This is a genomic window from Streptomyces sp. enrichment culture (assembly GCF_964272855.1).
Lineage (GTDB): Bacteria > Actinomycetota > Actinomycetes > Streptomycetales > Streptomycetaceae > Streptomyces.
In genome coordinates this window covers 2,960,735-2,986,274 of the sequence record NZ_OZ186847.1, presented here as the reverse complement: position 1 = coordinate 2,986,274, position 25,540 = coordinate 2,960,735, and the positions used below count along the sequence as shown (strand labels likewise).

Annotated in this window: 27 protein-coding genes; 12 read left to right on the top strand and 15 right to left on the bottom strand. The window is 70.6% G+C overall.

The genetic code is table 11. From position 1 onward, the window contains the following. Positions 1-17 precede the first annotated feature (17 nt). A complete protein-coding gene (locus ACSU6L_RS12490; protein WP_437056367.1) occupies positions 18-1,424 on the top strand; it encodes a family 2B encapsulin nanocompartment shell protein in 1,407 nt (468 codons plus the stop codon). Positions 1,425-1,458: 34 nt separating this feature from the next. Next, positions 1,459-2,625, top strand: a complete 1,167-nt coding sequence (locus tag ACSU6L_RS12485) for a family 2 encapsulin nanocompartment cargo protein polyprenyl transferase (RefSeq protein ID WP_437056365.1) — start codon at positions 1,459-1,461, stop codon at positions 2,623-2,625. Between the two features lie 152 nt (positions 2,626-2,777). Here ACSU6L_RS12485 and ACSU6L_RS12480 read toward each other — a convergent pair whose 3' ends face one another. Continuing rightward, positions 2,778-3,368: a TetR/AcrR family transcriptional regulator gene (locus tag ACSU6L_RS12480; RefSeq protein ID WP_437056363.1), complete on the bottom strand. Its 591-nt coding sequence runs from the start codon at positions 3,366-3,368 to the stop codon at positions 2,778-2,780. Positions 3,369-3,497: 129 nt separating this feature from the next. Between ACSU6L_RS12480 and ACSU6L_RS12475 the strand changes: the two genes are divergently transcribed. The 3 genes from ACSU6L_RS12475 to ACSU6L_RS12465 are packed head-to-tail and all read left to right on the top strand — an operon-like array spanning position 3,498 to position 4,800. After that, a complete protein-coding gene (locus tag ACSU6L_RS12475) occupies positions 3,498-4,082 on the top strand; it encodes a dihydrofolate reductase family protein (RefSeq protein ID WP_437056361.1) in 585 nt (194 codons plus the stop codon). 54 nt (positions 4,083-4,136) lie between these two features. Next, the gene (locus ACSU6L_RS12470) at positions 4,137-4,358 is read left to right on the top strand and encodes a hypothetical protein (protein WP_437056359.1); all 222 of its coding nucleotides are present in this window, start codon (positions 4,137-4,139) and stop codon (positions 4,356-4,358) included. Between the two features lie 16 nt (positions 4,359-4,374). Then, a complete protein-coding gene (locus ACSU6L_RS12465; RefSeq protein WP_437056357.1) occupies positions 4,375-4,800 on the top strand; it encodes a YciI family protein in 426 nt (141 codons plus the stop codon). A 164-nt stretch (positions 4,801-4,964) separates the two neighbouring features. On the opposite strand, the gene ACSU6L_RS12460 is transcribed toward ACSU6L_RS12465, so the two are convergent. Further along, the gene (locus ACSU6L_RS12460; RefSeq protein WP_437056355.1) at positions 4,965-5,708 is read right to left on the bottom strand and encodes a VOC family protein; all 744 of its coding nucleotides are present in this window, start codon (positions 5,706-5,708) and stop codon (positions 4,965-4,967) included. A gap of 66 nt (positions 5,709-5,774) precedes the next feature. Here ACSU6L_RS12460 and ACSU6L_RS12455 point away from each other — a divergent pair, with 66 nt between their 5' ends. Further along, positions 5,775-6,203, top strand: coding sequence for an HIT family protein (locus ACSU6L_RS12455; protein WP_437056353.1), 429 nt, complete (start codon positions 5,775-5,777; stop codon positions 6,201-6,203). Here the strand turns inward: ACSU6L_RS12455 and ACSU6L_RS12450 are convergent. Both ACSU6L_RS12450 and sodN read right to left on the bottom strand, forming a co-directional pair. Then, positions 6,190-6,630 (bottom strand): hypothetical protein, encoded by a 441-nt coding sequence (locus ACSU6L_RS12450; protein ID WP_437056351.1) that lies wholly within the window; start codon positions 6,628-6,630, stop codon positions 6,190-6,192. The genes ACSU6L_RS12455 and ACSU6L_RS12450 overlap by 14 nt on opposite strands. Before the next feature lie 153 nt (positions 6,631-6,783). Then, entirely contained in the window at positions 6,784-7,179 is a 396-nt protein-coding gene (gene sodN / locus ACSU6L_RS12445; RefSeq protein ID WP_020136639.1) for a superoxide dismutase, Ni, read from the bottom strand. A gap of 144 nt (positions 7,180-7,323) precedes the next feature. Between sodN and sodX the strand changes: the two genes are divergently transcribed. Next, positions 7,324-7,758, top strand: coding sequence for a nickel-type superoxide dismutase maturation protease (sodX, locus tag ACSU6L_RS12440; protein WP_437056348.1), 435 nt, complete (start codon positions 7,324-7,326; stop codon positions 7,756-7,758). Here sodX and ACSU6L_RS12435 read toward each other — a convergent pair. Continuing rightward, positions 7,662-8,291 carry a CGNR zinc finger domain-containing protein gene (locus tag ACSU6L_RS12435; protein WP_437056346.1) on the bottom strand — a complete coding sequence of 210 codons (630 nt, stop codon included), beginning with the start codon at positions 8,289-8,291 and terminating at the stop codon, positions 7,662-7,664. The genes sodX and ACSU6L_RS12435 overlap by 97 nt on opposite strands. Positions 8,292-8,395: 104 nt before the next feature. Between ACSU6L_RS12435 and ACSU6L_RS12430 the strand changes: the two genes are divergently transcribed. After that, positions 8,396-9,166, top strand: a complete 771-nt coding sequence (locus ACSU6L_RS12430) for a class I SAM-dependent methyltransferase (RefSeq protein WP_437056345.1) — start codon at positions 8,396-8,398, stop codon at positions 9,164-9,166. A gap of 63 nt (positions 9,167-9,229) precedes the next feature. Here ACSU6L_RS12430 and ACSU6L_RS12425 read toward each other — a convergent pair whose 3' ends face one another. Genes ACSU6L_RS12425 through ACSU6L_RS12415 form a run of 3 tightly spaced genes read right to left on the bottom strand, consistent with a single transcriptional unit; the run spans position 9,230 to position 11,984 of the window. Next, positions 9,230-10,036, bottom strand: coding sequence for an amino acid ABC transporter ATP-binding protein (locus tag ACSU6L_RS12425; protein ID WP_073940867.1), 807 nt, complete (start codon positions 10,034-10,036; stop codon positions 9,230-9,232). Then, complete coding sequence (locus tag ACSU6L_RS12420) at positions 10,033-10,974, bottom strand: amino acid ABC transporter permease (protein ID WP_437056343.1); 942 nt, start codon at positions 10,972-10,974, stop codon at positions 10,033-10,035. Before ACSU6L_RS12420 ends, ACSU6L_RS12425 begins: the two co-directional genes overlap by 4 nt. 41 nt (positions 10,975-11,015) lie before the next feature. Further along, a complete protein-coding gene (locus ACSU6L_RS12415; protein WP_437056341.1) occupies positions 11,016-11,984 on the bottom strand; it encodes an ABC transporter substrate-binding protein in 969 nt (322 codons plus the stop codon). A gap of 548 nt (positions 11,985-12,532) precedes the next feature. Here ACSU6L_RS12415 and ACSU6L_RS12410 point away from each other — a divergent pair. From ACSU6L_RS12410 to ACSU6L_RS12395, 4 genes are all read left to right on the top strand, one after another. Beyond that, the gene (locus tag ACSU6L_RS12410; RefSeq protein WP_437056339.1) at positions 12,533-13,756 is read left to right on the top strand and encodes an NAD(P)-dependent malic enzyme; all 1,224 of its coding nucleotides are present in this window, start codon (positions 12,533-12,535) and stop codon (positions 13,754-13,756) included. Positions 13,757-14,044: 288 nt separating this feature from the next. Beyond that, on the top strand, positions 14,045-15,010 hold the full coding sequence (locus ACSU6L_RS12405; protein WP_073940871.1) for a zinc-binding dehydrogenase: 966 nt from the start codon (positions 14,045-14,047) through the stop codon (positions 15,008-15,010). A 119-nt stretch (positions 15,011-15,129) separates the two neighbouring features. Then, entirely contained in the window at positions 15,130-15,339 is a 210-nt protein-coding gene (locus ACSU6L_RS12400) for a helix-turn-helix domain-containing protein (RefSeq protein ID WP_437056337.1), read from the top strand. Between the two features lie 3 nt (positions 15,340-15,342). Next, the gene (locus ACSU6L_RS12395; protein WP_437056335.1) at positions 15,343-15,909 is read left to right on the top strand and encodes a Clp protease N-terminal domain-containing protein; all 567 of its coding nucleotides are present in this window, start codon (positions 15,343-15,345) and stop codon (positions 15,907-15,909) included. Positions 15,910-16,129: 220 nt separating this feature from the next. Here the strand turns inward: ACSU6L_RS12395 and ACSU6L_RS12390 are convergent, their stop codons facing one another. The 7 genes from ACSU6L_RS12390 to ACSU6L_RS12360 all read right to left on the bottom strand — a co-directional run bounded on the left by ACSU6L_RS12390 (position 16,130) and on the right by ACSU6L_RS12360 (position 25,474). Continuing rightward, a complete protein-coding gene (locus ACSU6L_RS12390) occupies positions 16,130-17,302 on the bottom strand; it encodes a helix-turn-helix transcriptional regulator (RefSeq protein ID WP_437056333.1) in 1,173 nt (390 codons plus the stop codon). Position 17,303: 1 nt separating this feature from the next. Then, the gene (locus tag ACSU6L_RS12385; protein WP_437056331.1) at positions 17,304-18,272 is read right to left on the bottom strand and encodes a DUF4097 family beta strand repeat-containing protein; all 969 of its coding nucleotides are present in this window, start codon (positions 18,270-18,272) and stop codon (positions 17,304-17,306) included. 165 nt (positions 18,273-18,437) lie between these two features. Beyond that, a complete protein-coding gene (locus tag ACSU6L_RS12380) occupies positions 18,438-18,617 on the bottom strand; it encodes a DUF6104 family protein (RefSeq protein ID WP_003992906.1) in 180 nt (59 codons plus the stop codon). A gap of 105 nt (positions 18,618-18,722) precedes the next feature. Then, the gene (locus ACSU6L_RS12375) at positions 18,723-22,535 is read right to left on the bottom strand and encodes a multifunctional oxoglutarate decarboxylase/oxoglutarate dehydrogenase thiamine pyrophosphate-binding subunit/dihydrolipoyllysine-residue succinyltransferase subunit (protein WP_437056329.1); all 3,813 of its coding nucleotides are present in this window, start codon (positions 22,533-22,535) and stop codon (positions 18,723-18,725) included. 291 nt (positions 22,536-22,826) lie between these two features. Continuing rightward, positions 22,827-23,936: a sensor histidine kinase gene (locus tag ACSU6L_RS12370; RefSeq protein WP_073940880.1), complete on the bottom strand. Its 1,110-nt coding sequence runs from the start codon at positions 23,934-23,936 to the stop codon at positions 22,827-22,829. After that, on the bottom strand, positions 23,933-24,673 hold the full coding sequence (locus ACSU6L_RS12365; protein ID WP_073940881.1) for a response regulator transcription factor: 741 nt from the start codon (positions 24,671-24,673) through the stop codon (positions 23,933-23,935). Before ACSU6L_RS12365 ends, ACSU6L_RS12370 begins: the two co-directional genes overlap by 4 nt. A 123-nt stretch (positions 24,674-24,796) precedes the next feature. Next, positions 24,797-25,474: a spermidine synthase gene (locus ACSU6L_RS12360; RefSeq protein ID WP_437056327.1), complete on the bottom strand. Its 678-nt coding sequence runs from the start codon at positions 25,472-25,474 to the stop codon at positions 24,797-24,799. Positions 25,475-25,540 lie beyond the last annotated feature (66 nt).

Genomic DNA, 25,540 nt, shown 5'->3' with positions numbered 1-25,540 from the left:
CGGGAGGGCAATTCCTTATGTCGGTAGGCGAAGAGGTCCGCACGGAGCAGAGCAAGCCGCAGCAGAGTCTCGGCACGGCGGCCGCGCGGAACCTGGCCACCACCACCAAGTCCGTTCCCCAGATGCAGGAGATCAGCTCCCGCTGGCTGCTCCGCAACCTTCCCTGGGTGGACGTGCAGGGCGGTACGTACCGAGTGAACCGGCGGCTGACCTTCGCGGTGGGTGACGGACGCATCACCTTCGTGAAGACCGGCGATCGCGTCGAGGTCATCCCGGCGGAACTCGGAGAACTGCCCGCGCTGCGGTCATTCGAGGACGAGGAGGTACTGACCGAGCTGGCCCGGCGCTGCGAACAGCGTGAGATCGCCGCGGGCGAGGTGATCGCCTCGTTCGGCAGCCAGACCGACGAGGTCTATCTCATCGCGCACGGCAGGGTGGAGAAGATCGGCACCGGCCCCTACGGCGACGACGAGAGCCTCGGGGTCCTCGCCGACGGCTCCTACCTCGGCGAGCAGGCGCTGCTCGACCCGGACGCCATCTGGGAGTACACGGCCCGCGCGATCACCGCGTGCACCGTCCTGGTCCTGTCCCGGCAGCACTTCGAGCAGGTCGCCGAGCGCTCGGAGGAGCTGCGCGGCCACCTGGACCAGCGGCGCTCGCTGCCCCGGCAGCGCACCAACAAGTACGGCGAGAAGTCGATCGACCTCGAGGCCGGCCACACCGGTGAGCCGGACATCCCGCACACCTTCGTCGACTACGAGGCCCGCCCCCGCGAGTACGAACTGAGCATCGCCCAGACCGTGCTGCGCATCCACACCCGCGTGGCGGACCTGTACAACCAGCCGATGAACCAGACCGAGCAGCAGATCCGGCTCACGGTGGAGGCGCTGAAGGAGCGCCAGGAGCACGAGCTGGTCAACAACCGCGAGTTCGGCCTGCTCCACAACTGCGAGTACGACCAGCGGATCCAGCCGCACGACGGCGTCCCGAGCCCGGACGACCTGGACGAGCTGCTGAGCCGCCGGCGCGGCACCAAGATGCTCCTGGCCCACCCGCGCGCGATCGCCGCGTTCGGCCGCGAGCTGAACAAGCGGGGCCTGGTGCCCGAGACCATCGACGTCGCCGGCAACCGCATCCCCACCTGGCGCGGGGTGCCGATCTACCCGTGCAACAAGATCCCGGTCACCGAGGCGCGGACCACGTCCATCATCGCGATGCGTCTCGGCGAGGCCGACCAGGGCGTCATCGGCCTCAGGCAGTCCGGCATCCCGGACGAGATCGAGCCGAGTCTGTCGGTCCGGTTCATGGGCATCAACGAGCAGGCGATCATCAAGTACCTGGTGACGGCCTACTACTCGGCGGCGGTCCTCGTCCCGGACGCCCTCGGTGTCCTGGAGAACGTCGAGATCGGCCGCTGGCGGTGACCCCACCGGCCGCGGAGGCGGCGAGGGGGATGCCGTGACCGAGTCCCTGACGCGGGCCGAGCAGCCCCTCGCCGGCCCGCGACGAGCTGGACGGAGTCCCATCGCGACCGGCACGGACACCGGCGCGGACGGCGACGCCCGCACGGACACCGGCACCGACGGCCGGCCGGGCCGGCCGGACGGCCACGAGGCGGCGGTGATCCTGGAACGCACCCGGGCCTGCGTCGACCCCGAACTGCGCGCGGCCGTCGAGTCGTTGCCGGGTGCCATGCGCAGGGTCGCGCGCTACCACTTCGGCTGGGAGCACGCGGACGGCACTCCGGCGGCGGGCAACGCGGGCAAGGCGATCCGGCCGGCGCTGGTGCTGGCCGCGGCTGCCGCGCTCGGCGGCCCCGGCGCCCAGGCGGCGGCGGTTCGGGCGGCCGCAGCGGTCGAGCTGGTGCACAACTTCACGCTGCTGCACGACGACGTGATGGACCGGGACACCACCCGCCGGCACCGCCCCACCGCGTGGACGGTGTTCGGTGACGCCGACGCCATCCTGGCGGGCGACGCCCTTCAGGCGCTGGCCCTGCGGCTGCTCGCCGAGGACCCGCACCCGGCGTCGGCGCCTGCCGCGGCCAGGCTGGCGGATTGCGTGATCGAGCTCTGCGAGGGCCAGCAGGCGGACACCGCGATGGAGCGACGCGGACCCGCCGATGTCGGCCTGGACGAGGTGCTGGTCATGGCCGAGGCCAAGACCGGGGCGCTGCTGGGCTGCGCCTGTGCGCTGGGCGCGCTGTACGCGGGAGCGCCCGCCGGGGACGTCGAGGCGCTGGACGCGTTCGGCCGGGAGGCCGGGCTCGCCTTCCAGCTGATCGACGACGTCATCGGCATATGGGGCGATCCGAGCCACACCGGGAAGCCGGCCGGCGCGGATCTCGCTGCCCGCAAGAAGTCCCTGCCGGTGGTGGCAGCGCTGGCCTCCGGCACCCCGGCGGCGGCGGAGCTCGCCGCGCTGTACGAGGTGCCGTACGACGGTGGTGACCTGGAGCCGACCGTGCTCGCGGTGGAGCGGGCCGGCGGCCGGGACTGGGCCCAGGTCCAGGCGGCGGACCACATGGCCCGGGCGATGCAGGAACTGGCCCGTGCCGTCCCGGAGCCGGAGGCGGCCGGCGGCCTCCTGGCCCTCGCCGAGTTCGTCACCCGCCGTACGACCTGAACCGCTCCCGTCACACCGGCGACCGGCCCGCGCAGGCACTCGGCAGGACCCCGAAGCCCCCGGGGCCGTGCGGCTCCTGACGCCGCACGGCCGCCGGGGGCTTCGGCCCGGAAGGCGGGTCCCGCACATCCCGGGGCGTTGCCGGAAACTGACTACCGGGCGGGCACGACGGCTGCCACGATCCGCTCGACCAGCCCGTCCGGGACCTCCGTCCCGGACAGGACGCCGTCCAGCACGCCCGGCAGCGTGACGTGCTCCAGAATCAGTCCGAGCATGGCCAGGTAGAGCACGACGACCGTCTCGTCGCCGCCCGGCAGTCCCGCGTCCCGGTGGAACTCCATGCCGTACAGCAGTTGCTCCCGGACCGACTTCGTGTAGGAGTCCCGCAGTTCCGGGCGCCGGGTGGCTTCGAGGCGCAGTTCCAGCAGGGCCAGCCAGCCCGTGCGGTCGCGCACGGCCCGGGCCATCAGGTCGTGCATGAGGGCCGTGACCAGCGCGCGGTCCTTCGGTGCCCGCATCAGCTCGCCCAGGACCCGCGGGTCCGGCGCCAGCCGGGTATGCACCCGGGCGTCGATCTGCCGCAGCAGGTCGTCGCGTCCGGCGAAGTAGTTGGAGGCGGTGCCCACCGGCACCCTGGCCTCGGCGTCCACCGCGCGGAAGGTGAGCCCGCGCGCGCCCTCGCGGGCGAGCACCTCGACACCGGCGTCCACCAGGACGGCGCGGCGCTCCGGGTTGCTGGCCATATCGGAACCTCTTCTCTCACTTGGGTCCGTCTTGCGTCCGTCCCCGAAATCCCATTGCAACCACTACACGTGAAGTACTACAACTGGAGTGGTACCACGGTCATCGCAGCCTACGAAACAGAGGCCGACTTGCGAAAGCTCACCTACTTCATCGCCTGCTCCATCGACGGTTTCATCGGCGACCCGGCAGGCGACGCCTCGTCCATGTTCCGTTTCGTCGACGAGGAGTTCCTGGCGTTCCTGAAGGCGGAATATCCGGAGACCCTGCCCACCCACGGCCGCCGCCCCCTCGGCATGGACCACCTGCCGAACAAGCGGTTCGACACCCTGATCCAGGGCCGCGCCAGCTACGAGCTGGCCCTGAAGCAGGGCATCACCAGCCCCTACGCCCACCTGCGGGAGTACGTCGCCTCCCGCACCCTCGCCGAGTCCCCGGACCCGAACGTCGAGATCGTCTCCGACGACCTGGTCGGCAAGGTCCGCGAGCTTAAGGCGGAGGACGGCCCGCTCGGCATCTACCTCTGCGGCGGCTCGCGGATCGCCGGTGAGCTGATCGACGAGATCGACGAGATCGTCGTCAAGACCTACCCCCTCGTGCTCGGCTCCGGCATGCCGATGTTCGGCTCCGGCTTCGACGTCACCGACTTCGCCCTCGATTCCGTGCGCGCCTTCGGCAACGGAACGCTGATGCGGACGTACACCAGGAAGCGGTGAGGGGCGGGCATCCGGCGAGGGGCGCGGAGGCGTCGGCCGTCCTACCCTGAGGACATGGACAGCGACAAGCGCGTCTGTCCCGCCTGTGGACAGCCCGTCGAAACGTTCGTCCGGCGCCACAAGACGCTGGGCGCGTGGGTACCGACCTGGGTGGCGGGTCCATGCCGGAACCCGAGGTGCCAGGCGTACGCCGCGGAAGGCTCCGACGCCGCCGAGGAGCGGCACGGACGCGCCGCCGAGCAGACGCGGCACACCGGACACGCCAAGAAACCCTGAAGCGAGGAGCGGACGTATGAAGTACCTGGTCGTCGTGCAGGGCACCCAGGCGGACTACGAGGGCATGCGCGGCCAGGCGTCCGAGTATGCCCCGGTGTGGTCCGAGGACGAGCTGAAGGCGATGTACGCCTACATGGGCGCGATCAACGCCGAGCTGGCCGAGACCGGGGAGCTGGTCGACGCGCAGGGTCTGGCCGAACCCGCCCGGATCCGGCTGGTCACCCGGGGCGCGGGGGGCCGTACGGTGATCAAGGACGATCCGTACGACCTGGTCGAGGTGCTGCCGGCCGGCTACTGGCTTCTGGACTGCGCGAGCCTGGAACGGGTCACCGAGATCGCCGAACGCGTCATCCGCTGCCCCGGCCCGGACGGAGTCGCCGACCTGCCGGTGGTGATCCGGCCCGTCATGGAGGACACGGACGAGACCTCGACCACCCCCTAGGGGGCGTCTCGTCGATCATGCCGGGCCTCGCGGCGTCTGGCACCGCGCCTTGCCGCGTTGTCGTCGGTCCCCGATGCTCCGTTCCGCATCGACTCCCTCCTCCGCCTTGCGATGCACGGCGCCAGACGCCGCTCCCTGATCCGGCCTGATCGACGAGACACCCCCTAGGCCTTGCCCGGCAGCCCGCCCGTCTCCGGGTCCCGGCCGGTGAGGCAGTAGGTGCCGCCCGCCGGGTCCCGCAGCACCGTCCAGTGCGAGCCGCCGGACAGGCGGACCGCGCCGAGGCGTTCGTGTTCCGCGGCCGTCTTCCCGAGGTCGGCGCAGGCCAGGTCGAGGTGGGCGGAGGCCGGCCGCTCGGTGCCCAGGCGCTGGAGCAGCACCCGCACGGGCAACCCGGCCGGCGGCACCACCACGTGGAACTCCGGCAGCGACCCCGGGCGGGACGACCAGTCGGCCAGCAGTCCGCTCCAGAAGGCGACCTCGGCGTCGTAGCGCGACGGCGGGATGTCGACGCACACCTGGTCGAGGCGGCTGCCCCGCACCACGGGCGGCCGGACCGACTCCCCCTGCCAGGGCACGGCGCAGAACAGCTGCCCGGCCGGTGACCGCAGGACGGCCCACCCGTTGTGCTCCGCGACGGTCCGCGCCCCCAGCCGCAGTGCGTCCGCGACGAACTCCGCCATGTCGTCCACGGCGAAATCGAGATGAGCGCCCCCGTCCCCCGAGTCCACGCCCTGTACCTTCACACAGGCATCTGCGCCGCCACCCGGCAGCAGCGTGGCGAACTCGTCCTTGTCGCCGCGCGGCGCGGAGAGCCGGGTGTCCGTGACGGCCGTCCAGAACTCCTGGGCCCGGCCGAGGACGGCGGCGGGGCGGTCGATGAAGGCGTACGTCCAGCGGATGGTCATGCGCGTGATCGTAGAAGGAACCCTCGCACGGCCCCGCACGTTTTTTCAGACGAGAGAGAGCACCCGATGGAACCCTGCCCCTTCTGCGCCATCGTCGCCGACCCCGCCCGGGCACGTGTCGTCCACGAGGACGCCCACACGCTCGCGTTCTTCCCGGTGACCCCGGCCACCTGGGGGCACACCCTGGTGGTGCCCCGGGTCCACTCGGCGGACCTGTGGGAGATGGCCGAGGAGGAGGTGGCGCGGCTGATGGACGCCGTGCTGATGGTCGGCGGGATCCTGCGCTCGGTGCTCGACCCCGAGGGCATGAACGTCATCAACTCGGCCGGACGGGCCGCCACCCAGACGGTCTTCCACACCCATGTCCATCTGGTGCCGCGTCACTCGGGCGACCCGATGGGCGACTTCTGGCCACCGCGCGAGGCCCCCCGCGACGAGGCGGCCCTGGACGTGCTGGCGGGGCGGCTGAGAACCGCCGGCCTCACCTCAGGATGACGGCGAGCCCCAGGTCGGCGACGAGCAGCGCGCCGTAGAACAGGGAGAGGGTGTCGGACAGGACGGCGCGGCGCAGCGGCGCGTCCGGGCGGAACGGGCGCACGTCCATGGACAGCACCTCGACCGTGCTGTCCGCGCGGCGCGCGGCGTCGTACAGCCGCCGGTAGAGCCGTTCTTGACGCAGGAAGTGCGCGTCGAGGAACCAGAAGCAGAGCAGCGGCACCACCCCGGCGCCGGCCACCGTCCAGCTCTTCTGACTGGCCGACAGCGCGAGAAAGCCCGCGCCCAGCGTGAGCGCCCAGCCCTTGACGAGGAACGAGTTGGCGCCCAGCCGGGCGATGGTCGCCTGGATGAACTCCAGGTGCTTGACCCGGTCGGCGTCCAGCGGCTCACGGCTGGTGCCGGCACCGTCGTTCAAGGCGGTCACGTGTGAAGTCCCCCGTCCCGGGCGCCGGTTCGCCCCCGCCGTTCGATGCTAGCGAACGCCGAGGGGGCCGGTCGGTGTCCCGACCGGCCCCCTCGGGTGGCCCGGTGACCTGCGATGGTGCACCGATCGCGGGTCGTGGGGGCAGAGCCTGGGTCAGGCCTTCTTGGTCTCCCAGAAGATCTTGTCGATCTGGGCGATGTAGTCCAGCGCCTTCTGGCCGGTCGCCGGGTCGGTCGACGCCTTGGCGGCCGAGAGGGCCTTCAGGGTGTCGTTGACCAGCTGGTGCAGCTCGGGGTACTTCTCGAAGTGCGGGGGCTTGAAGTAGTCGCTCCAGAGCACGGAGACGTGGTGCTTCGCGAGCTCCGCGCGCTGCTCCTTGATGACCGTGGCACGCGCCTGGAAGTGCGGGTCGTCGTTGGCGGCCATCTTCTCCTGGACGGCCTTGACCGACTCCGCCTCGATGCGGGCCTGGGCCGGGTCGTACACACCGCAGGGCAGGTCGCAGTGCGCGCTGACCTTGACCTTGGGGGCAAACAGGCGGGAAAGCATGGAGCATTCCTTCCTCGTGATCGTCTTCTCAGGGGGGACATTACTCCCTGAGGGACCGGTTTTCGCGAGTGCCCCCTTGGGCTTAGGACAAAAGTCCGGGGTCAGACTGAGACTGGTGGAGGATCGAACCGGGGAGGTGCCGGGATGCGGGAGCTGTCGCAGGAGACCGAGCGGAGGGGGGCGGTGGCCCCCTTCGGGCTGGCGGAGGTGACCGGGCCGTCGATGGTGCCCACCCTGCTCCACGGGGACCGGCTCGTGGTGCACTACGGCGCCCGGATCCGGCCCGGTGACGTGGTCGTCCTGCGCCATCCGTTCCAGCAGGACCTGCTGGTGGTGAAGCGGGCCGCGGAGCGCCGCGAGGGCGGCTGGTGGGTGCTCGGGGACAACGCGTACGCGGGCGGCGACAGCACCGACTACGGCACCGTCCCGCACGAGTTGGTGCTGGGCCGGGTCCGCTTCCGGTACCGGCCGCGCAAGCCGGATCAGCGTTCGCCGCTGGCGGTGCTGCGCTGGGCGGTGTCGGCGGCCAGGCCCGTCCTCTGCGACCGGTCGGCCTCCAGGCGCTTGCGCGCGCGGTAGGCGGCCACGTTCGCCCGGGTGGCACAGCGGTCGGAGCAGTAGCGCCGGGAGCGGTTGGTGGAGGTGTCGAGGTAGGCGTTGCGGCAGGGCGCGGCCTCGCACAGGCCCAGGCGGTCCACGCCGTACTCGGTGAGGTGGAAGGCCAGGCCCATCGCGGCGATGGCCGCGTAGCCGGCGGTGACGTTGGACGGGTGGTCGGCGAGGTGCATGTGCCACAGCGGGCGGCCGTCGTCGTCGCGGTAGTCGTGCCCGGAGATCTGCGGGCTGACCGGGAACTCCAGCAGCAGTGAGTTCAGCAGGTCCACCGCGAGGGTCTCGTCGCCGCCGTCGGCCGCCTCGAAGACCGCGCGCAGCCGGGACCGTACCGAGCGGAAGCGGGTGACGTCGGCCTCGGTGGCGCGCCGGGCCGCCGACTGGTTGCCGCCGAACAGGTCGCGGACGGCCTCGACGGAGGTCAGCGAGTCCTTGCCCCGGGCCGGTTCCTCGCTGTTGACGAGACGTACGGCGTAATCCGAGTAATAGGCCAGTTCCACTTGTAGTCCTTACGGGGGCGCTCTATGGTCGTGGTGCGGTCGGGGTAACAGACGATCGTGCTTCCAGGGTATTACGCATGCGTACGTCAGGGAGGGCGACGACGATGACGGACACGGGCATCACGGGCACGGGCACCGACTGGCAGGCCTGGCAGGACAGCTGGGACCGCCAGCAGGAGTGGTACATGCCCGACCGCGAGGACCGCTTCCGGATCATGCTCGACATGGTCGAGGCACTGGTCGGCCGGGCCCCCCGCGTGCTCGACCTCGCCTGCGGCACCGGCACCATCACCGCGCGGCTCCTCGCCCGCTTCCCCGAGGCCACCAGCACCGGCGTCGACCTCGACCCGGCCCTCCTCGCCATCGCCGAGGGCACCTTCGCCGGCGACGACCGGGTCACCCTGGTCAGGGCCGACCTCAAGGACCCGGCCTGGCCGGCAGGGCTGCCGCACGACTCCTACGACGCCGTCCTCACCGCGACCGCACTGCACTGGCTGCACAGCGAACCCCTCGCGGCCCTCTACGGTCAGGTCGCGGAGCTGGTCCGCGACGGCGGTGTCTTCATGAACGCGGACCACATGATCGACGACAGCACGCCCAGGATCAACGCCGCCGAGCGCGCCCAGCGCCACGCCCGCATGGACGCGGCGAAGGAGGGCGGCGCCCTCGACTGGGCCGAGTGGTGGCAGGTCGCCGCGAAGGACCCGGTGCTCGCCGAACCCACCGCCCGCCGCTTCGAGATCTACGGCGAGCACGCCGAGGGCGACGCGCCGTCCGCCGCGTGGCACGCGAGCGTCCTGCGCGAGAAGGGCTTCGGCGAGGCCCGCCCGGTGTGGTGCTCGCCGTCCGACACGCTGCTGCTCGCGCTCAAGTAGGGCACACGCGCCGAGGGGCGGTACGGAAGATCCCGTACCGCCCCTCGCCGTCGTGCGTACCGCTTACAGCACCTTGGACAGGAACGCCTTCGTCCGCTCGTGCTGCGGGTCGGTCAGGACGTCGCGCGGGTTGCCGGACTCGACCACCACACCGCCGTCCATGAAGACCAGGCTGTCGCCCACCTCGCGGGCGAAGCCCATCTCGTGGGTGACGACCACCATCGTCATACCGGACTCGGCCAGGTCGCGCATGACGTCGAGGACGTCACCGACCAGCTCCGGGTCCAGCGCCGACGTCGGCTCGTCGAACAGCATCAGCTTCGGTTCCATCGCCAGCGCCCGGGCGATGGCCACCCGCTGCTGCTGGCCGCCGGAGAGCTGCGAGGGGTAGTTCCCGGCCTTGTCGGCCAGGCCCACGCGCTCCAGGAGCTGCATCGCGCGCTCCTTGGCCTGGCCCCGGCTCACGCCCTTGACCTGCACCGGCGCCTCGATGACGTTCTCGGCGGCCGTCATGTGCGGGAACAGGTTGAAGCGCTGGAAGACCATGCCGATGTCCCGGCGCTTCAGCGCGACCTCGCTGTCCTTGAGCTCGTACAGCTTGTCGCCCTTCTGGCGGTAGCCGACCAGCTCCCCGTCGACGTACAGCCGCCCGGCGTTGATCTTCTCCAGGTGGTTGATGCACCGCAGGAAGGTCGACTTGCCGGAGCCGGAGGGGCCGATGAGGCAGAACACCTCACCCTGCTTGACCTCCAGGTCGATGCCCTTGAGGACCTCGACCGGGCCGTAGCTCTTGTGGACGCCCTCGGCCTTGACCATCGGGACGGTGGAGTGCTTCGAAGGCTCGTCCGTCTTGCTCGTCTTGTCGGTCATGCGGCCGCGTCTCCCTTCGGACGTGACAGGGACAGCAGATTGGCCTTGACCTTCTGCCACGGCGTGGGCGGCAGCTGGCGGGTGGCTCCCTTGGCGTAGTAACGCTCAAGGTAGTACTGGCCGACGCTGAAGACCGAGGTCAGCAGCAGGTACCAGGCCGCGGCGAGGAACAGCATCTCGGCCGGGGCGCCGGAGGTCTGGCCGATGTCCTGGGCGACGCGGAACAGCTCGGAGTACTGGACCACGGAGACCAGCGAGGTCGTCTTCAGCATGTTGATGACCTCGTTGCCCGTCGGCGGCACGATCACCCGCATCGCCTGCGGGATCACGATCCGGCGCAGGGTCTTGGAGTGGCTCATGCCCAGGGCGTGCGCGGCCTCGGTCTGGCCCTCGTCGACCGCGAGCAGACCGGCGCGGCAGATCTCGGCCATGTACGCGGCCTCGTTCAGGCCGAGGCCGAGCAGCGCGGTCAGGAACGGGGTCATGAAGTCCGACCACTCGTCCTTGTAGACCGGACCCAGGTTGATGTACTCGAAGACCAGGCCCAGGTTGAACCAGACCACGAGCTGCACCAGGACCGGCGTACCGCGGAAGAACCAGATGTAGAACCACGCGATGGTGGAGGTCACCGGGTTCTTCGACAGACGCATGACGGCGAGCAGGATGCCGCCGACGATGCCGATCGCCATGGACAGGACGGTCAGCAGAAGCGTTTTGCCGACGCCGCTGAGAACACGGTCGTCGAAGAAGTAGTCGGGGATCGCGCCCCAGTTGATCCTGCCCTGGGAGAACGCGTACACGACCGCGCCGAACAGCGCGAGCGCGACGACGGCGGAGACGTACCGCCCGTAGTGACGGACCGGGATGGCCTTGATGGCCTCCGGACCGGTCGGCGGAGTGCCGGCCGGACCCGTCGTCTTGTCGATGTCAACAGTCACGGGTGTTGCCTTTCAGTGCCCGCAGTGCGGTGGCCGCGCGGTCACTTGCCGCCGTTGACGACGGCTTCCTTGACGGCGCCGTCCTCGACGCCCCATTCCTTGAGGATCTTCTCGTACTCACCGTTCGCGATGATCGCGTCCAGCGCCGCCTGGAGGGCGTCACGCAGCTGCGTGTCGTTCTTGGCGACCGCGATGCCGTACGGCGCGGCCTCGACCTGCTCGCCGACCAGCTGGAAGTCCTTGCCGCCACCGGACGTCGTCACGGCGTACGCGGCGACCGGGAAGTCGGAGGAGCCGGCGTCGGCGCCGCCGCCGCGCAGGCGGGTCTGGGCCTGCTGGTCGTTGTCGAAGGCCTCGATGGAGAGCTTCTTGTTCTTCGGGCACTTCTTGGCCTCGGCCTTGGCCAGGTCCTCGGACACCGTGCCGCGCTGCACCACGAGCTTCTTGCCGCACAGGTCGGCCCAGGTCTCGATGCCCTGGTCGTCGCCCTTCTTGGTGTAGATCGAGACACCGGCCGTGAAGTAGTCGACGAAGTCGACGCCCTCGCCGACCTTCTTGCCGCTCTCGGAGTCGATGCCCTCCTGGCGGTCCTTGGTGTCGGTCATCGCGGACATGGCGATGTCGTAGCGGCCCGAGCGCAGACCGGTGATCAGGGTGTCGAAGGTGCCGTTCTCGAACTGGAACTCGACGCCGAGCTGCTTGCCCATGGCGGCGGCTATGTCCGGGTCGATACCGACCGTCTTGCCGGAGTCGTCCTTGAACTCGACCGGCGCGTACGCGATGTCCGAACCGACCTTGATGATTCCCTTGTCGCGGATCTCCTTGGGCAGCCGGTCGGCAAGCGGAGCCTCGACGGTCTTCGCAGCGGCGTCCGTGCTGTCCGAGCCGCCGCCGTTCTCCGTCTGGTCACCGCAGCCGGTGAGCATCAGGGCGCCAGCGACCGCGATCGCACCGACCGCGGCTAGCCGGGAACGCGCGGCGGTCGGACGACGGGTGGAGCTTGCGGTCATGGTGGGTTCCTCCGGCGGATGGGTGGAGTTGCCGATGGGTCGACGAGAACACACACCTTCGGGTGTCGCGACCTCGTGTGATTACGGCATCTTGCCATTCGGACTGAGCCATTCAGGCGGCTCGCCATGTCAAAATCGGATAACGGGCGACCCCCGAACCGCATCACTCCGGACAACACGGCCGCACCTTCTGCGGGAATCCTTCCTTCCGGCCGGAAGATCTTCGGTGCGTCTCATGATGCGGATGCTCGATACCTGGCATTTGTCAGCGCTTGAGCGCTTGTCAAGGGTTTGCCGGGCCCTTGTCCCCATATTCAGCTATGAGTCATGTCACCGGCATGTGACCTTCGCGTTATGGACTCGTCGGCGACGCCCTCTGTCCGGTAAGAAGGTTCTTTACACCCCTCATCCGGGGCAGGGCGCGTGTGCGGCGCGCCCGTCGCGTATGTGCCCGTACGGCATCACGAATGGGTCATGCGCGGTGCCCGCCCATTCCTCACCAGGAGTGGACAACCCTCAAACCATGAACACTTAAGGGGTAAAACGAAGTGGCAGCGGAGATCGTCAATCCTCGCAGCGAGACCCATACGGACCAGGAGGGCGGTGCGGAGCCCCTCGACTCCTTCGATCCGGCTTTCGCGCTGCACCGCGGCGGCAAGATGGCTGTGCAGGCCACCGTGCCGGTCCGCGACAAGGACGACCTGTCCCTGGCTTACACGCCCGGCGTCGCGAAAGTGTGCACCGCGATCGCCGAGCAGCCCGAGCTCGTCCACGACTACACCTGGAAGTCGTCGGTCGTGGCCGTCGTGACGGACGGTACGGCCGTGCTCGGGCTCGGCGACATCGGACCCGAGGCCTCCCTTCCGGTCATGGAAGGCAAGGCCATCCTCTTCAAGCAGTTCGGCGGCGTCGACGCGGTGCCGATCGCTCTGGCCTGCACCGACGTCGACGAGATCGTCGAGACCGTGGTGCGGCTCGCGCCCTCCTTCGGCGGTGTGAACCTGGAGGACATCTCGGCCCCCCGGTGTTTCGAGATCGAGCGCCGGCTCCAGGAGCGGCTCGACATCCCGATCTTCCACGACGACCAGCACGGCACGGCGGTCGTGACCCTCGCGGCGCTGCGCAACGCGGCGAAGCTCTCCGGGCGCGAGCTCGGCGACCTGCGCGCGGTCATCTCGGGCGCCGGTGCGGCCGGCGTCGCGATCGCCAAGATGCTGATCGAGGCGGGCATCGGGGACGTCTCCGTGACCGACCGCAAGGGCGTCGTCTCCCGCGACCGCGCGGACCTGACGGACGTCAAGCGCGAGCTGGCCGAGATCACCAACAAGGCCGGGCCGAGCGGGTCGCTGGAGCAGGCCCTGGCCGGCGCCGACGTCTTCATCGGCGTCTCCGGCGGTACGGTCCCGGAGGAGGCGGTCGCCTCCATGGCCGAGGGTGCCTTCGTGTTCGCCATGGCGAACCCGAACCCCGAGGTGCACCCGGACGTCGCGCACAAGTACGCGGCGGTCGTGGCCACCGGCCGGTCGGACTTCCCGAACCAGATCAACAACGTGCTGGCGTTCCCCGGCATCTTCGCCGGCGCGCTCCAGGTGCGGGCCTCCCGGATCACCGAGGGCATGAAGATCGCGGCGGCCGAGGCGCTGGCCGCGGTCGTCGGGGACGACCTCGCCCCCGACTACGTCATCCCCTCGCCGTTCGACGAGCGGGTCGCCCCGGCCGTGACGGCGGCGGTGGCCGCGGCGGCTCGGGCGGAGGGTGTGGCCCGGCGGTGACGCCGAGATGAACACGGCCCGCTGAGCGAGCCGCGTTGAGCCGAATGGCCCCGCCCGAACGGGCGGGGCCATTTTGCTGCCCTGACGTTCGACTGTTCGAGTGCGTGCGGGTGCGGGTGCGGGTGCGGGTGCGGGTGCGGGTGCGGGTGCGGGTGTGGGTGCGGTTGCCGTGCTGGGCGGGCGGGGGTTGCCGTGCGGCTCTGCGCAGGTGCGTCCGACGCGCAAGAGGGCGTGTCTCACAGCGCGGTGTTGTTCCGTCGGCCGGGCCCGCCGCCTATCGTCGCCCCCATGTTCGCTGTCTACGCCGCCCGAATCGACCGCGACCAGCCGCTCACCGGCCTGGAGTTGGGGGAGCGACCCGCCCCCGAGGCCCGTCCCGGCTGGAGTGTCGTCAACGTCAAGGCCGCCTCCCTCAACCACCACGACCTCTGGTCCCTGCGCGGGGTCGGCCTCCCCGAGGACCGGCTGCCGATGATCCTCGGCTGTGACGCCGCCGGCGTCGACGAGGACGGCAACGAGGTCGTCCTGCACTCCGTCATCGGCCAGACCGGCCACGGCGTCGGCCCGAAGGAGCCGCGCTCCATCCTCACCGAGCGCTACCAGGGCACGTTCGCCGAGCAGGTCGCCGTGCCGACCTGGAACATCCTGCCCAAGCCGAAGGAACTGTCCTTCGAGGAGGCCGCCTGCCTGCCGACCGCCTGGCTGACGGCGTACCGGATGCTGTTCACCAACGCCGGGGTGCGTCCCGGTGACTCGGTGCTGGTGCAGGGCGCCGGCGGTGGGGTCGCCACGGCCGCCATCGTGCTCGGCAAGGCGGCCGGGCTGCGGGTCTTCGCGACCAGCCGGGACGAGGCCAAGCGGAAGCGGGCGCTGGAACTCGGCGCGGTGGAGGCGCTGGAGTCGGGGGCGCGACTGCCGCAGCGGGTGGACGCGGTGATCGAGACGGTGGGCGCCGCGACCTGGTCGCACTCGGTGAAGTCGCTGCGTCCCGGCGGCACGCTGGTCATCTCCGGTGCCACCAGCGGCGACCGGCCGTCGCACGCCGAGCTGACGCGGATCTTCTTCCTGGAGCTGAAGGTGGTCGGCTCGACCATGGGCACCAAGGACGAGCTGGAGGACCTGCTGGCGTTCTGCGCGGCCACGGGTGTGCGGCCGGTGATCGACGAGGTGCTGCCGATGGACCGGGCCCGCGAGGGGTTCGAGCGGCTGGCGGCGGGCGATCAGTTCGGCAAGATCGTGCTGACCAACTCCTGAGTACGGCGCGGGCGGATGGCCCGCGAGTGACGGCCGGTCCCGTTCCCGGGCCGGCCGTTTTCGCGGCGGTCTCGTCAACTGGGGTTGACGGGCGCTTCGCGTCAACCTACGTTGACACCATGACCGAAGCAACGGATCTGGCCGAGCGCGCGGGCGACCGCGATCCGCGGATCGGACTGCGGGCCGTCGCCGCCCTGCGCCGGCTGCTGGAGCAGTTGGAGGCCGTGCAGGTGCGCAACGCGCGCAACCAGGGCTGGTCGTGGCAGGAGATCGCCGCGGAACTCGGAGTGAGCAAGCAGGCCGTGCACAAGAAGTACGGGAGGCGATGAACGATGTTCGAGCGGTTCACCAAGGGCGCCCGCGAGGTGGTGAAGGGAGCCTTCGTCCACGCCGAGCGTGAGCGGGCGGGGACCGTCGACGCCGGGCATCTGCTGCTCGCGCTGCTCGACCGGGAGGCGAGCCGGGGATCCTTCGTGCTGACGGTGCTGGGAGCGGCGGACCGCCGGGAGTCGGTGGCCCGGGCGCTGGCCGAGGCCCGGCGCCGGGCCGGGCTGTCCCAGGCCGAGACCGAGGCGCTCGCCGGGCTGGGGATCGACGTGGCGGAGATCGTGGCCCGGGTGGAGGAGGCGCACGGCGTCGGCGCGATGTCCGGGTCACCGAAGGACAAGGCGTGGTGGGGCGGAGGCCGCCCCGCCTTCGGCCGGGACGCGAAGGACGTACTGGAGAAGTCCCTCCGCGTCGCCCTTGCCCGCCGTGACCGCTCCATCGGCGACCAGCACCTCCTGCTCGCCCTGACCGCCCGCCCGGGCGTCGCTGCGGACGTGCTGGCCGGCCATGGCGTCACCTATGAATCGGTGACCCGGGTGCTGGACGGCGGGGGAGAGGCGAAGGCGGGGTGACAGCCGCCCAGCCGCCCCCTAGGGGGTGTCTCGCCGATCATGCCGGGCTCGCGGCGTCTGGCACCGCGCCTCGCCGCGTTGTCGTCGGTCCCCGATTCCCCCAAGCTCTCGGCTCCGCTCGAGCAGGGAGGGACCCCCATCGCATCGACTCCCTCCTCCGCCTTGCGATGCACGGCACCAGACGCCGCTCCCTGATCCGGCCTGATCGACGAGACACCCCCTAGGCGTTGGGTGCCTTGGGCGCCTTGGGTGTCCTGGGTGCTTCGGGAGCCCGCAGCAGCGCCCCGATGTGTGCCGCCGCGGTGGACAAGTGGCGGCGGGCGTCGCGGAGTTGCTCCGGGCTGACGCCGTGGTCGCGGGCCGTGTCGCGGATGTCGTCGCGGAAGCGGTCCAGGAGACGGTCCAGGTCGCGGGCGGGGTCACCGGTGGGGGGCTCGTGGGCCCAGGACGGCTCGTAGTCGGCCGGGAACTCCTCCGGTGTCGGGGAGTACTCCGGCTGCGGGGAGTGCGCCCGCTCCCGGGCCGGGGAGTGCTCCCGCTCCGGGGGCGCGGGGTAGTCCCGTTCCGGAGCCCCGGGGTGCTCCCGTTCCGGACCCGCCTTCGTCCCGTTGGCCCGGCCGAAGCCCAGGTCCTTGCCGAACTCCTTGCCGAAGTCCTTCCCGAACTCGCCGAACTCCTTGGCCAGTTCCGTCAGCCCCTCCCGCAGCCCCGTCGGCCAGTCGCCCCGCGAGAAGTGGTCCTGCACCCGGTCCTGGACCCGCTGCGCGATGCGCTGCATCTCCTCCTGGGCCTGCGCCCGCGCCCGCTCCTGCGCCTCCTTCGCCTGGCGCCGCGCGCGCTGGGCCTCCTCGCGGGCCCTGCGGCTCTCGTCCTTCGCCCGCCGGGCCTGCTCCTTCCACTCCTGCTTGACGCGCCGCATCTCCTCCTTGGCCGCGCGCCAGGCCTCCTTGTCGACGGCCTCGCCGAAGTCTCCGGGACCGCCCTCGGCGGTCCCGGCGCCCCGCTGGGCCTGGCCGGCCGCGGCGGCCCGCATCTCGCGCCGCAGATCACCGGCCGCGCCCCGCACGTCGGCCCGGATCTCCGCCGCGAGCTCGGCGACCGACTCCCGGATCTCCATCTCCAGGTCGGCCAGTTCACCGCTGCGCTCGGCCAGCTCGGCGCGGCCCGCGTCGGTGATGGCGTACACCTTGCGGCCGCCCTCGGTGGTGTGGGTGACCAGGCCCTCGCTCTCCAGCTTGGCCAGGCGCGGGTACACCGTGCCCGCCGACGGCGCGTACAGCCCCTGGAAGCGTTCCTCCAGGAGGCGGATCACCTCGTAGCCGTGGCGCGGGGCCTCGTCGAGCAGCTTCAGCAGATAGAGGCGGAGGCGGCCATGGGCGAAGACGGGGGGCATGTCAGAGCACCTTCTTGTCGGTCGTGCCGTCGGCCGGGGCGCTGGTCGGCGCGCTGGTCGAGGGCGGGTCCTCGCCCAGGCCGGAAGCGGCATTGTCTCCCGGGCCGCCCCCGGCCCCGCTCTCGGGCCGGGCATCCCGCTCCGGCGCGTCCCAGCGCTCCGTCTCCCCGGGTGGCCTGCGCAGCAGGGCGATGGAGCCGGAGACGGTGGTCGCTTTCAGGCGGCTGTTGCCCGCGCCGAGGCGGCCGGTGATGCGCTTGGCGCCCCACCGGCCCGTGACCCTCAGGTCCTCGAAGGCGTTGGAGATGGCCCCGCTGGCCGTGTTGGCCTCCACCCGCGCGTCCGCCGGCTGCGGCAGGCGGATGGCGATCTCGCCGGAGACGCTGGTGAGGCTGATGTCGGTGGGGCGGCTCGCCGGGTCGAGGTCGACGATCATCGAGCCGCTGACCGAGTCGGCCCGTACGGAGGACCCCGTCTCGACGACGGTCAGGTCCCCGGAGACGGAGTTGAAGCGCAGATCGCCGGTGAGGGCCTGGGCCTCCAGGTGGCCCGAGACGGTGTCCGCGCGGACCTGCCCCGCGAGCCCGACCAGGGCCGTGTCCCCGGAGACGCCCTTCACCTCGACCTGTCCGTCGACGCCGGAGACCACGGCGGTGGCGGTGACCGCGCCCACCTCGACGCGTGTCCCGGCCGGAACGGCCAGGGAGACCACGGCGCTGCGCCGCCAGCCCTTGGGGTCGAGCCACGTCATGAAGCCCTTCCAGGGCAGGTCCTGGTAGGCCACGGTCAGCGTGCCGTCCCGCTGGGTCACCACCAGGGGCGGGCCGTCGATCTCGGAGACTTCCAGACGGGCGGAACCCTCGTCCGTCCCGACCACGTTCACCGTTCCATTGACGATGCGGACCTGGAGCTCGCTCACGGGCTCGTCGAAGGTGAGCTTCCCCGGCTCCGCGACGGACCAGTCGGACATGTGCAGACCTCCTCGACGCCACCCCGGGCGCACGACACGCCATATCGCGTCTTACTCGATTCACGATATATCGCGGCTACGGAAAGTCAAGACACTCTTACGGGGACCCGGACATGCGAGAAGGGGCGCCCCGGGGCGCCCCTTCTCGCATGTCACACCGACGATCTACTCGTCGTCCTCGTCGTCCAGCCGCGCCAGCCACGTCGCCAGCCGTTCCACCGGCACCTCGAAGTCGGGATTCAGATCGACGAACGTCCGCAACTGCTCGGCGAGCCACTCGAAGGTGACCTCCTCCTCGCCGCGCCGCTTCTCCAGTTCCTCGATGCCACGGTCCGTGAAGTACATGGGGTCAAGGATAAGTGCCCTGATACGACCGGGCCGCACCCCCGAATCGGGGATGCGGCCCGGTCACGCACGCGGTGCCGAGGCGGTCACGCCTCGCTGAAGCGGTTACGCCTCGAACACCTCACGCACCAGCTGCTCCTGCTCCGCCTGGTGCCGCTTCGCGGAACCCACGGCCGGGGACGAGGAGTGCGGACGCGAGATGCGGCGCAGGCGCTCGCCGTGCGGGACGTCCGCGCCGACCGCCAGGTCCAGGTGGTCGATCAGGTTGAGCGCGATGAACGGCCAGGCGCCCTGGTTCGCCGGCTCCTCCTGCGCCCACAGGTACTTCTCGGCGTTCGGGTACTTCTTGATCTCCGCCTGGAGCTCGGCACCCGGCAGCGGGTACAGGCGCTCGATGCGGATGATCGCGGTGTCCGTCACGCCGCGCTTGACCCGCTCGGCCTCGAGGTCGTAGTAGACCTTGCCGGCGCAGAAGACGACCTTCTTCACCGCGGCCGGGTCGACCGAGGCGTCGCCGATGACCGGGCGGAACTGGCCCGTGGTGAACTCCTCCGCCTTCGACGCGGCGGCCTTGAGGCGCAGCATCGACTTCGGCGTGAAGACGACCAGCGGCTTGTGGTGCGGGTTGTGCACCTGCCACCGCAGGAGGTGGAAGTAGTTCGACGGCGAGGTCGGCATGGCGACCGTCATGTTGTTCTGCGCGCACAGCTGGAGGAAGCGCTCCGGGCGGGCGGACGAGTGGTCCGGGCCCTGGCCCTCGTAGCCGTGCGGGAGGAGCAGGACCACACCGGAGGTCTGGGCCCACTTCTGCTCCGCCGACGAGATGAACTCGTCCACGACCGTCTGGGCGCCGTTGACGAAGTCGCCGAACTGCGCCTCCCACATCACGAGCGCGTCCGGGCGGGCCAGCGAGTAGCCGTACTCGAAGCCCATGGCCGCGTACTCGGACAGGAGGGAGTTGTAGACGTTGAGGCGCGCCTGCTCCTCGGCGAGGTACTGCAGCGGCGTGTACTCCTCGCCCGTCTCGCGGTCGATGATGACCGCGTGACGCTGGCCGAACGTACCGCGCTGCGAGTCCTGGCCGGCGAGCCGGACCGGGACGCCCTCCAGCAGGAGGGAGCCGATGGCGAGGGTCTCGCCCATGCCCCAGTCGATGGTGCCGTCCTCGACCATCGTCGCCCGGCGCTGCAGCTGCGGCAGCAGACGCGGGTGGACGGTGATGTGGTCGGGGATGTTGACCTGGGACTCGGCGATCCGCTTGACGACCTCGGTGGTGACCGCGGTGCCGACGGCGACCGGGAACTCGGCCTGCGGGTCCGGGGTCTCGACCGAGGCCGGCTGCGAGGTGGCCTCGCGGACCTCGGTGAAGACCTTCTCCAGCTGGCCCTGGTAGTCCTGGAGCGCCTGCTCGGCCTCTTCCAGGGTGATGTCGCCGCGACCGATCAGGGACTCGGTGTACAGCTTGCGCACCGAGCGCTTCTTGTCGATCAGGTCGTACATCAGCGGCTGGGTGAAGGCCGGGTTGTCCGACTCGTTGTGACCGCGGCGGCGGTAGCAGATGAGGTCGATCACCACGTCCTTGTTGAACGCCTGGCGGAACTCGAAGGCGAGTCGCGCCACGCGGACGACGGCCTCGGGGTCGTCGCCGTTCACGTGGAAGATCGGGGCCTCGATCATGCGGGCCACGTCCGTCGCGTACATGGAGGAACGCGAGGACTCGGGGGCCGCGGTGAAGCCGACCTGGTTGTTGATGACGATGTGGACCGTGCCGCCGGTGCGGTAGCCGCGCAGCTGCGACATGTTCAGGGTCTCGGCCACCACGCCCTGGCCCGCGAAGGCCGCGTCGCCGTGGATCGCCACCGGCAGGACGGTGAAGTCCGTGCCGCCCTTGTTGATGATGTCCTGCTTGGCGCGGGCGACGCCCTCCAGTACCGGGTCGACGGCCTCCAGGTGGGAGGGGTTCGCGACCAGGGAGACCTTGATCTGCTCGCCGTCGAGGCCGGTGAAGGTGCCCTCGGCGCCCAGGTGGTACTTCACGTCGCCGGAGCCGTGCATCGACTTCGGGTCGAGGTTGCCCTCGAACTCGCGGAAGATCTGGGCGTACGACTTGCCGACGATGTTGGCGAGGACGTTCAGGCGGCCGCGGTGGGCCATGCCGATGACGACCTCGTCCAGGCGGGACTCGGCGGCCGAGTCCAGCACCGCGTCCAGCAGCGGGATGACGGACTCGCCGCCCTCCAGGGAGAACCGCTTCTGGCCGACGTACTTCGTCTGCAGGAAGGTCTCGAAGGCCTCCGCCGCGTTCAGGCGGCGCAGGATGCGCAGCTGCTCCTCGCGCTCCGGCTTGGCGTGCGGGCGCTCCACGCGGTCCTGGATCCACTTGCGCTGCTTGGGGTCCTGGATGTGCATGAACTCGATGCCGGTGGTGCGGCAGTACGAGTCGCGGAGCACGCCGAGGATGTCGCGCAGCTTCATCATCGACTTGCCGGCGAAGCCGCCGACGGCGAACTCGCGCTCCAGGTCCCACAGGGTGAGCCCGTGCTCGGTGATGTCCAGGTCGGGGTGCTTGCGCTGCTGGTACTCCAGCGGGTCGGTGTCGGCCATGACGTGGCCGCGGACCCGGTAGGAGTGGATCAGCTCGAAGACGCGGGCGGCCTTGGTGACGTCGTCGTCGTGGGACGCGTCGATGTCCTTGAGCCAGCGGACCGGCTCGTAGGGGATGCGCAGCGCCTCGAAGATGTCGTCGTAGAAGCCGTTCTCGCCGAGCAGCAGGTTGGCGACCTGGCGGAGGAACTCGCCGGAGGCGGCGCCCTGGATGACCCGGTGGTCGTAGGTCGACGTGAGCGTCATGACCTTCGAGATGCCGAGCTTGTTCAGGGTGTCCTGGGAGGTGCCCTGGAACTCCGCCGGGTAGTCCATGGAGCCGACGCCCATGATCACCGACTGGCCGGGCATCAGACGCGGCACGGAGTGGACGGTGCCGAGGCCGCCGGGGTTGGTCAGGGAGACCGTGACGCCGGTGAAGTCGTCCATCGTCAGCTTGCCGTCGCGGGCGCGGCGGACGATGTCCTCGTAGGCCTGCCAGAACTCGAAGAAGTTCAGCGTCTCGGCCTTCTTGATCGCCGCGACGACCAGCTGGCGGTCGCCGTTCGGCTTGACCAGGTCGATGGCGAGACCGAGGTTGACGTGCGGCGGCTTGACCAGGGTCGGCTTGCCGTCCTTCTCGCCGAACGACCAGTTCATCGACGGCATGGCCTTGATGGCCTGCACCATCGCGAAGCCGATGAGGTGGGTGAAGGAGATCTTCCCGCCCCGGGCGCGCTTCAGGTGGTTGTTGATGACGATGCGGTTGTCGAAGAGCAGCTTCACCGGCACCGCGCGGACCGAGGTGGCGGTCGGCAGCTCCAGCGAGGCGTTCATGTTCTTCGCGACCGCGGCGGCCGGGCCGCGCAGCGTGATCAGCTCGGGACCCTCCGCGGGCGCGGCGGCCGGAGCGGCCTTCGGCTTCGCGGCGGCGGGCTTGGCCGGGGCCGGGGCAGCGGCCTTGGGGGCCGGAGCCGCCGGGGCGGCGGGAGCGGGCGCGGCGGCGGGCTTCGGGGCCGCCGGAGCCGGGGCCGGAACGGCCGGGGCGGAAGCGGCCGGGGCCGCGGGCGCGGCCGGCGTCTGAGTCGTGGGGGTGGTCTGCGCGGCCCCCGCGGCCGCGGTACCCGCCGGAGCCGAGGCGCCTGCGGCTCCCGGCTTGTAATCGGCGAAGAAGTCCCACCAGGCGCGGTCTACTGAGTTCGGGTCCTGGAGGTACTGCTGATAGATCTCGTCGACGAGCCACTCGTTGGCACCGAACGCGGCAGCGGGGTTCTTGCCCGCTTGGTCTGCGTCGGTGGAGATGCTCGATGCGTTACTGGGGGACTGTGGCGACACGGCGGCAACCGCCCTCTTCCGCTTCACAAGGTGATGGACAGCGGGAATAAAGGCTACGCCTCCAAGACCGCGAAGGTCAGGCCCGCCCCGTTCATCGTCGTGTAAGTCACATCGGAATCCGTGTTTCGGGCCTGATAATGGCGGGAAACTAGCGAGGTTTCGGTTTGTGACGGGGCGCAACGGGTACGCCGACGCGGGCCCTGTGCGCACGGCGCGCGGGCCCTTGCCTGATCACACGTGTCCGCCAGCGCGGACGCCCGTGGATCTTGTGGCTCCGGTTCGAACTTTACGTCAACTTGGCACGGATGGCAGTCCCGGAAGAGTGATAAGAATCCGGCAACCTCGCTCGGATTCGGCCACCCCGATCCGCCCGCCGTGCAGATCCACGGCCCAGCGCGCGATCGCCAGCCCCAGGCCGGTGCCGCCGTCGCTGCCGGGGCCGTGCGGCCGGCTGACCGCGCCCCGGTTGAACCGCTCGAAGACCCGGTGCCACTCCGAGCGCGGGATGCCCGGCCCCTCGTCCAGCACCTCCAGCTCCAGCGACTCCGGCTGCGCCCCGCGCCGCGCCCTCACCGTCACCCGGCCGTGCGCCGGGCTGTGCTTGACCGCGTTGTCGATCAGGTTGGCGACCACCTGGTGGATGCGCTCCGGGTCGGCGTGCGCGGTCAGCTCCGGCGGGGAGACGTCGAGGTGCAGATGGACGTCGGTGCGGGTGTGGCTGCCGGAGCCGGAGGCGATGCCCGCGCGCGCCGAGGCGACCATGTTGGCCTCCTTCAGCACGCCCGAGAGGTACGGCCACACCTCGAACCGCCGCTTCTTCAGCGGTACGACGCCGTTGTCCAGCCGGGACAGGTCCAGCAGCGTCTCCACCAGCCGCCCCAGCCGCTCGGTCTGCTTCAGCGCCGTGCGCATGGTCTCGGGGTCGGCCTCGGTGACGCCGTCGACGATGTTCTCCAGCACCGCGCGCAGGCCCGCGATGGGGGTGCGCAGCTCGTGCGAGACGTTGGCGACCAGCTCCTTGCGCTGGCGGTCCTGCGCCTCCAGCTCGTCGGCCATGACGTTGATCGTCCCGGCCAGGTCGCCCAGCTCGTCCCGTCGGTTCTCGCGCACCCGGCGGGTGTAGTCGCCCTGCGAGATGGAGCGGGCGACCAGGTTCATCTCGTCCAGCGGGGCGGTCAGTGAGTGGGCCACGAACTGCGTGATCAGCAGCGTGGCGATCATCGAGAAGACCGTGATGAAGCGGAGCTCGGTCTTCGTGTGCACCGCGATCACCGACAGGCCCGTCGTGATCAGCACCGAGATGACGACCAGCGCCCCCAGCTTGGTCTTGATCGAGAACGGGCGTACGCCGCCCCAGGGCTCGCCGGGGCTCCTCCGTGCGGCTCTCCGCCCGTCGCTCATGGCGTCGGCGTCTCCAGGGCGTAGCCCACGCCGTGCACCGTGCGGATCCGCTCGGCGCCGATCTTCCGGCGCAGCGCCTTGATGTGGCTGTCGACCGTGCGGGTGCCGGAGGCGTCCGCCCAGTCCCACACCTCGGCGAGCAGCTGCTCGCGGGAGAGCACCGCGCGCGGGGTGTTCGCCAGGCACACCAGCAGGTCGAACTCGGTGGGCGTCAGATGGACGTCCTCCGACTTCACCCGCACCCGGCGCTGCGCGTGGTCGATCTCCAGCTCGCCGAGCCGCAGGATGCCGCTGCGCGGCGTGGAGGCGGCCAGCGCGGCCCGCTCGACCCGGCGCAGCAGCACGTGCACCCGGGCCGCCAGCTCCCGCATGGAGAACGGCTTGGTCATGTAGTCGTCGGCGCCCACGCCGAGCCCGACCAGCATGTCGGTCTCGTCGTCGCGCGCGGTGAGCATCAGGACCGGGACGGGCCGCTGGGCCTGCACCCGGCGGCACACCTCCAGACCGTCGAAGCCCGGCAGCATGATGTCGAGGATCAGCAGGTCGGGCTGCCAGGCCTCCGCCGTGTCGACCGCCGCCGGGCCGTCGCCGGCCGTTTGCACCAGGAATCCCTCGGCGCGCAGGCGGGCCGCGATGGCGTCGACGATCGTCGCGTCGTCCTCGACCACAAGGACCCGGCGCTGTGCACCCGGGGTGGTCGTCGCCGTGCCGTTGTGGGAGGTCTGTGTCTGCTCCATCGCCCGCCCCAAGAGTGTGCTTTCCGGAATCAGTGGGGTGATCCCTTGTCTGCGCATGACTGCGATTGACGCTTGAATGATCCGCGTCAGGGAAGCAGAGTACGGGGAGTCACCGCGCCTTTGCTATCCAGGTCGGACGCCGAGGTGCACGACGTCCGGAACGCCCCGGGCAACGGGGATCTCTTCGGTACGCACATGTTGGAATCCGGCATTCCACAAGGTTTCTTCGAAATCCGGGGACGGTTGCGCGGACCACACCGCCAGCACCCCGCCGGGGCTCAACACCCTTGCGCAGCTTGCCAGTCCGGCCGGCCCGTACAGCCCGTCGTTGCCCTCGGTGACGGTCCAGCCGGGCCCGTTGTCGATGTCCAGGCACAGGGCGTCGTACGTGGCGGATGTCTCATTGACGAACCGGACCAGGTCGGCTTCGACGACCTCGGCTCGGGGGTCGGCCAGCGCCTCGCGGGACAGCTCGGCGAGGGGGCCGCGGCGGTGCCAGTCGATCACGGCGGACTCGCGCTCCACCACCGTGATGCGGCCCCAGCGGGCGTTCGCGGCGGCGTGTGCGAGCGAGAAGCCGACTCCCAGGCCGCCGATCAGCACGCGCGGCGCCGGGCGTCCGTCGAGCGCGGCGAGCGCCGCGTCCACGAGCCGCCGCTCCGAACGGCCGTCGGAGGTGTCCATCAGGAAGCAGCCGTTGGCGATGATCTGCAGCAAATCGCCGAGTCGGCGCAGCACGACCTCGCCGTAGGGGCCCTCGCGACGGTCCAGTACTTCGGGAATGTCGTAAGCGGTGGGCATCCGACCATCCTGGCACCTGTCCGCCGGGCCGCGCCCCGAATTACCGAGGTCTTGCCCCGGCAAGGT

What these genes read in the sequence shown, in the direction of transcription:
- ACSU6L_RS12490 (WP_437056367.1), top strand. Translation starts at nt 18, where the DNA reads ATGTCGGTAGGCGAAGAGGTCCGCACGGAGCAGAGCAAGCCGCAGCAG.
- ACSU6L_RS12480 (WP_437056363.1), bottom strand. Translation starts at nt 3,368, where the DNA reads ATGGCCAGCAACCCGGAGCGCCGCGCCGTCCTGGTGGACGCCGGTGTC.
- ACSU6L_RS12470 (WP_437056359.1), top strand. Translation starts at nt 4,137, where the DNA reads ATGGACAGCGACAAGCGCGTCTGTCCCGCCTGTGGACAGCCCGTCGAA.
- ACSU6L_RS12465 (WP_437056357.1), top strand. Translation starts at nt 4,375, where the DNA reads ATGAAGTACCTGGTCGTCGTGCAGGGCACCCAGGCGGACTACGAGGGC.
- ACSU6L_RS12460 (WP_437056355.1), bottom strand. Translation starts at nt 5,708, where the DNA reads ATGACCATCCGCTGGACGTACGCCTTCATCGACCGCCCCGCCGCCGTC.
- ACSU6L_RS12455 (WP_437056353.1), top strand. Translation starts at nt 5,775, where the DNA reads ATGGAACCCTGCCCCTTCTGCGCCATCGTCGCCGACCCCGCCCGGGCA.
- sodN (WP_020136639.1), bottom strand. Translation starts at nt 7,179, where the DNA reads ATGCTTTCCCGCCTGTTTGCCCCCAAGGTCAAGGTCAGCGCGCACTGC.
- sodX (WP_437056348.1), top strand. Translation starts at nt 7,324, where the DNA reads ATGCGGGAGCTGTCGCAGGAGACCGAGCGGAGGGGGGCGGTGGCCCCC.
- ACSU6L_RS12430 (WP_437056345.1), top strand. Translation starts at nt 8,396, where the DNA reads ATGACGGACACGGGCATCACGGGCACGGGCACCGACTGGCAGGCCTGG.
- ACSU6L_RS12425 (WP_073940867.1), bottom strand. Translation starts at nt 10,036, where the DNA reads ATGACCGACAAGACGAGCAAGACGGACGAGCCTTCGAAGCACTCCACC.
- ACSU6L_RS12415 (WP_437056341.1), bottom strand. Translation starts at nt 11,984, where the DNA reads ATGACCGCAAGCTCCACCCGTCGTCCGACCGCCGCGCGTTCCCGGCTA.
- ACSU6L_RS12405 (WP_073940871.1), top strand. Translation starts at nt 14,045, where the DNA reads ATGTTCGCTGTCTACGCCGCCCGAATCGACCGCGACCAGCCGCTCACC.
- ACSU6L_RS12400 (WP_437056337.1), top strand. Translation starts at nt 15,130, where the DNA reads ATGACCGAAGCAACGGATCTGGCCGAGCGCGCGGGCGACCGCGATCCG.
- ACSU6L_RS12395 (WP_437056335.1), top strand. Translation starts at nt 15,343, where the DNA reads ATGTTCGAGCGGTTCACCAAGGGCGCCCGCGAGGTGGTGAAGGGAGCC.
- ACSU6L_RS12390 (WP_437056333.1), bottom strand. Translation starts at nt 17,302, where the DNA reads ATGCCCCCCGTCTTCGCCCATGGCCGCCTCCGCCTCTATCTGCTGAAG.
- ACSU6L_RS12385 (WP_437056331.1), bottom strand. Translation starts at nt 18,272, where the DNA reads ATGTCCGACTGGTCCGTCGCGGAGCCGGGGAAGCTCACCTTCGACGAG.
- ACSU6L_RS12380 (WP_003992906.1), bottom strand. Translation starts at nt 18,617, where the DNA reads ATGTACTTCACGGACCGTGGCATCGAGGAACTGGAGAAGCGGCGCGGC.
- ACSU6L_RS12370 (WP_073940880.1), bottom strand. Translation starts at nt 23,936, where the DNA reads ATGAGCGACGGGCGGAGAGCCGCACGGAGGAGCCCCGGCGAGCCCTGG.
- ACSU6L_RS12365 (WP_073940881.1), bottom strand. Translation starts at nt 24,673, where the DNA reads ATGGAGCAGACACAGACCTCCCACAACGGCACGGCGACGACCACCCCG.
- ACSU6L_RS12360 (WP_437056327.1), bottom strand. Translation starts at nt 25,474, where the DNA reads ATGCCCACCGCTTACGACATTCCCGAAGTACTGGACCGTCGCGAGGGC.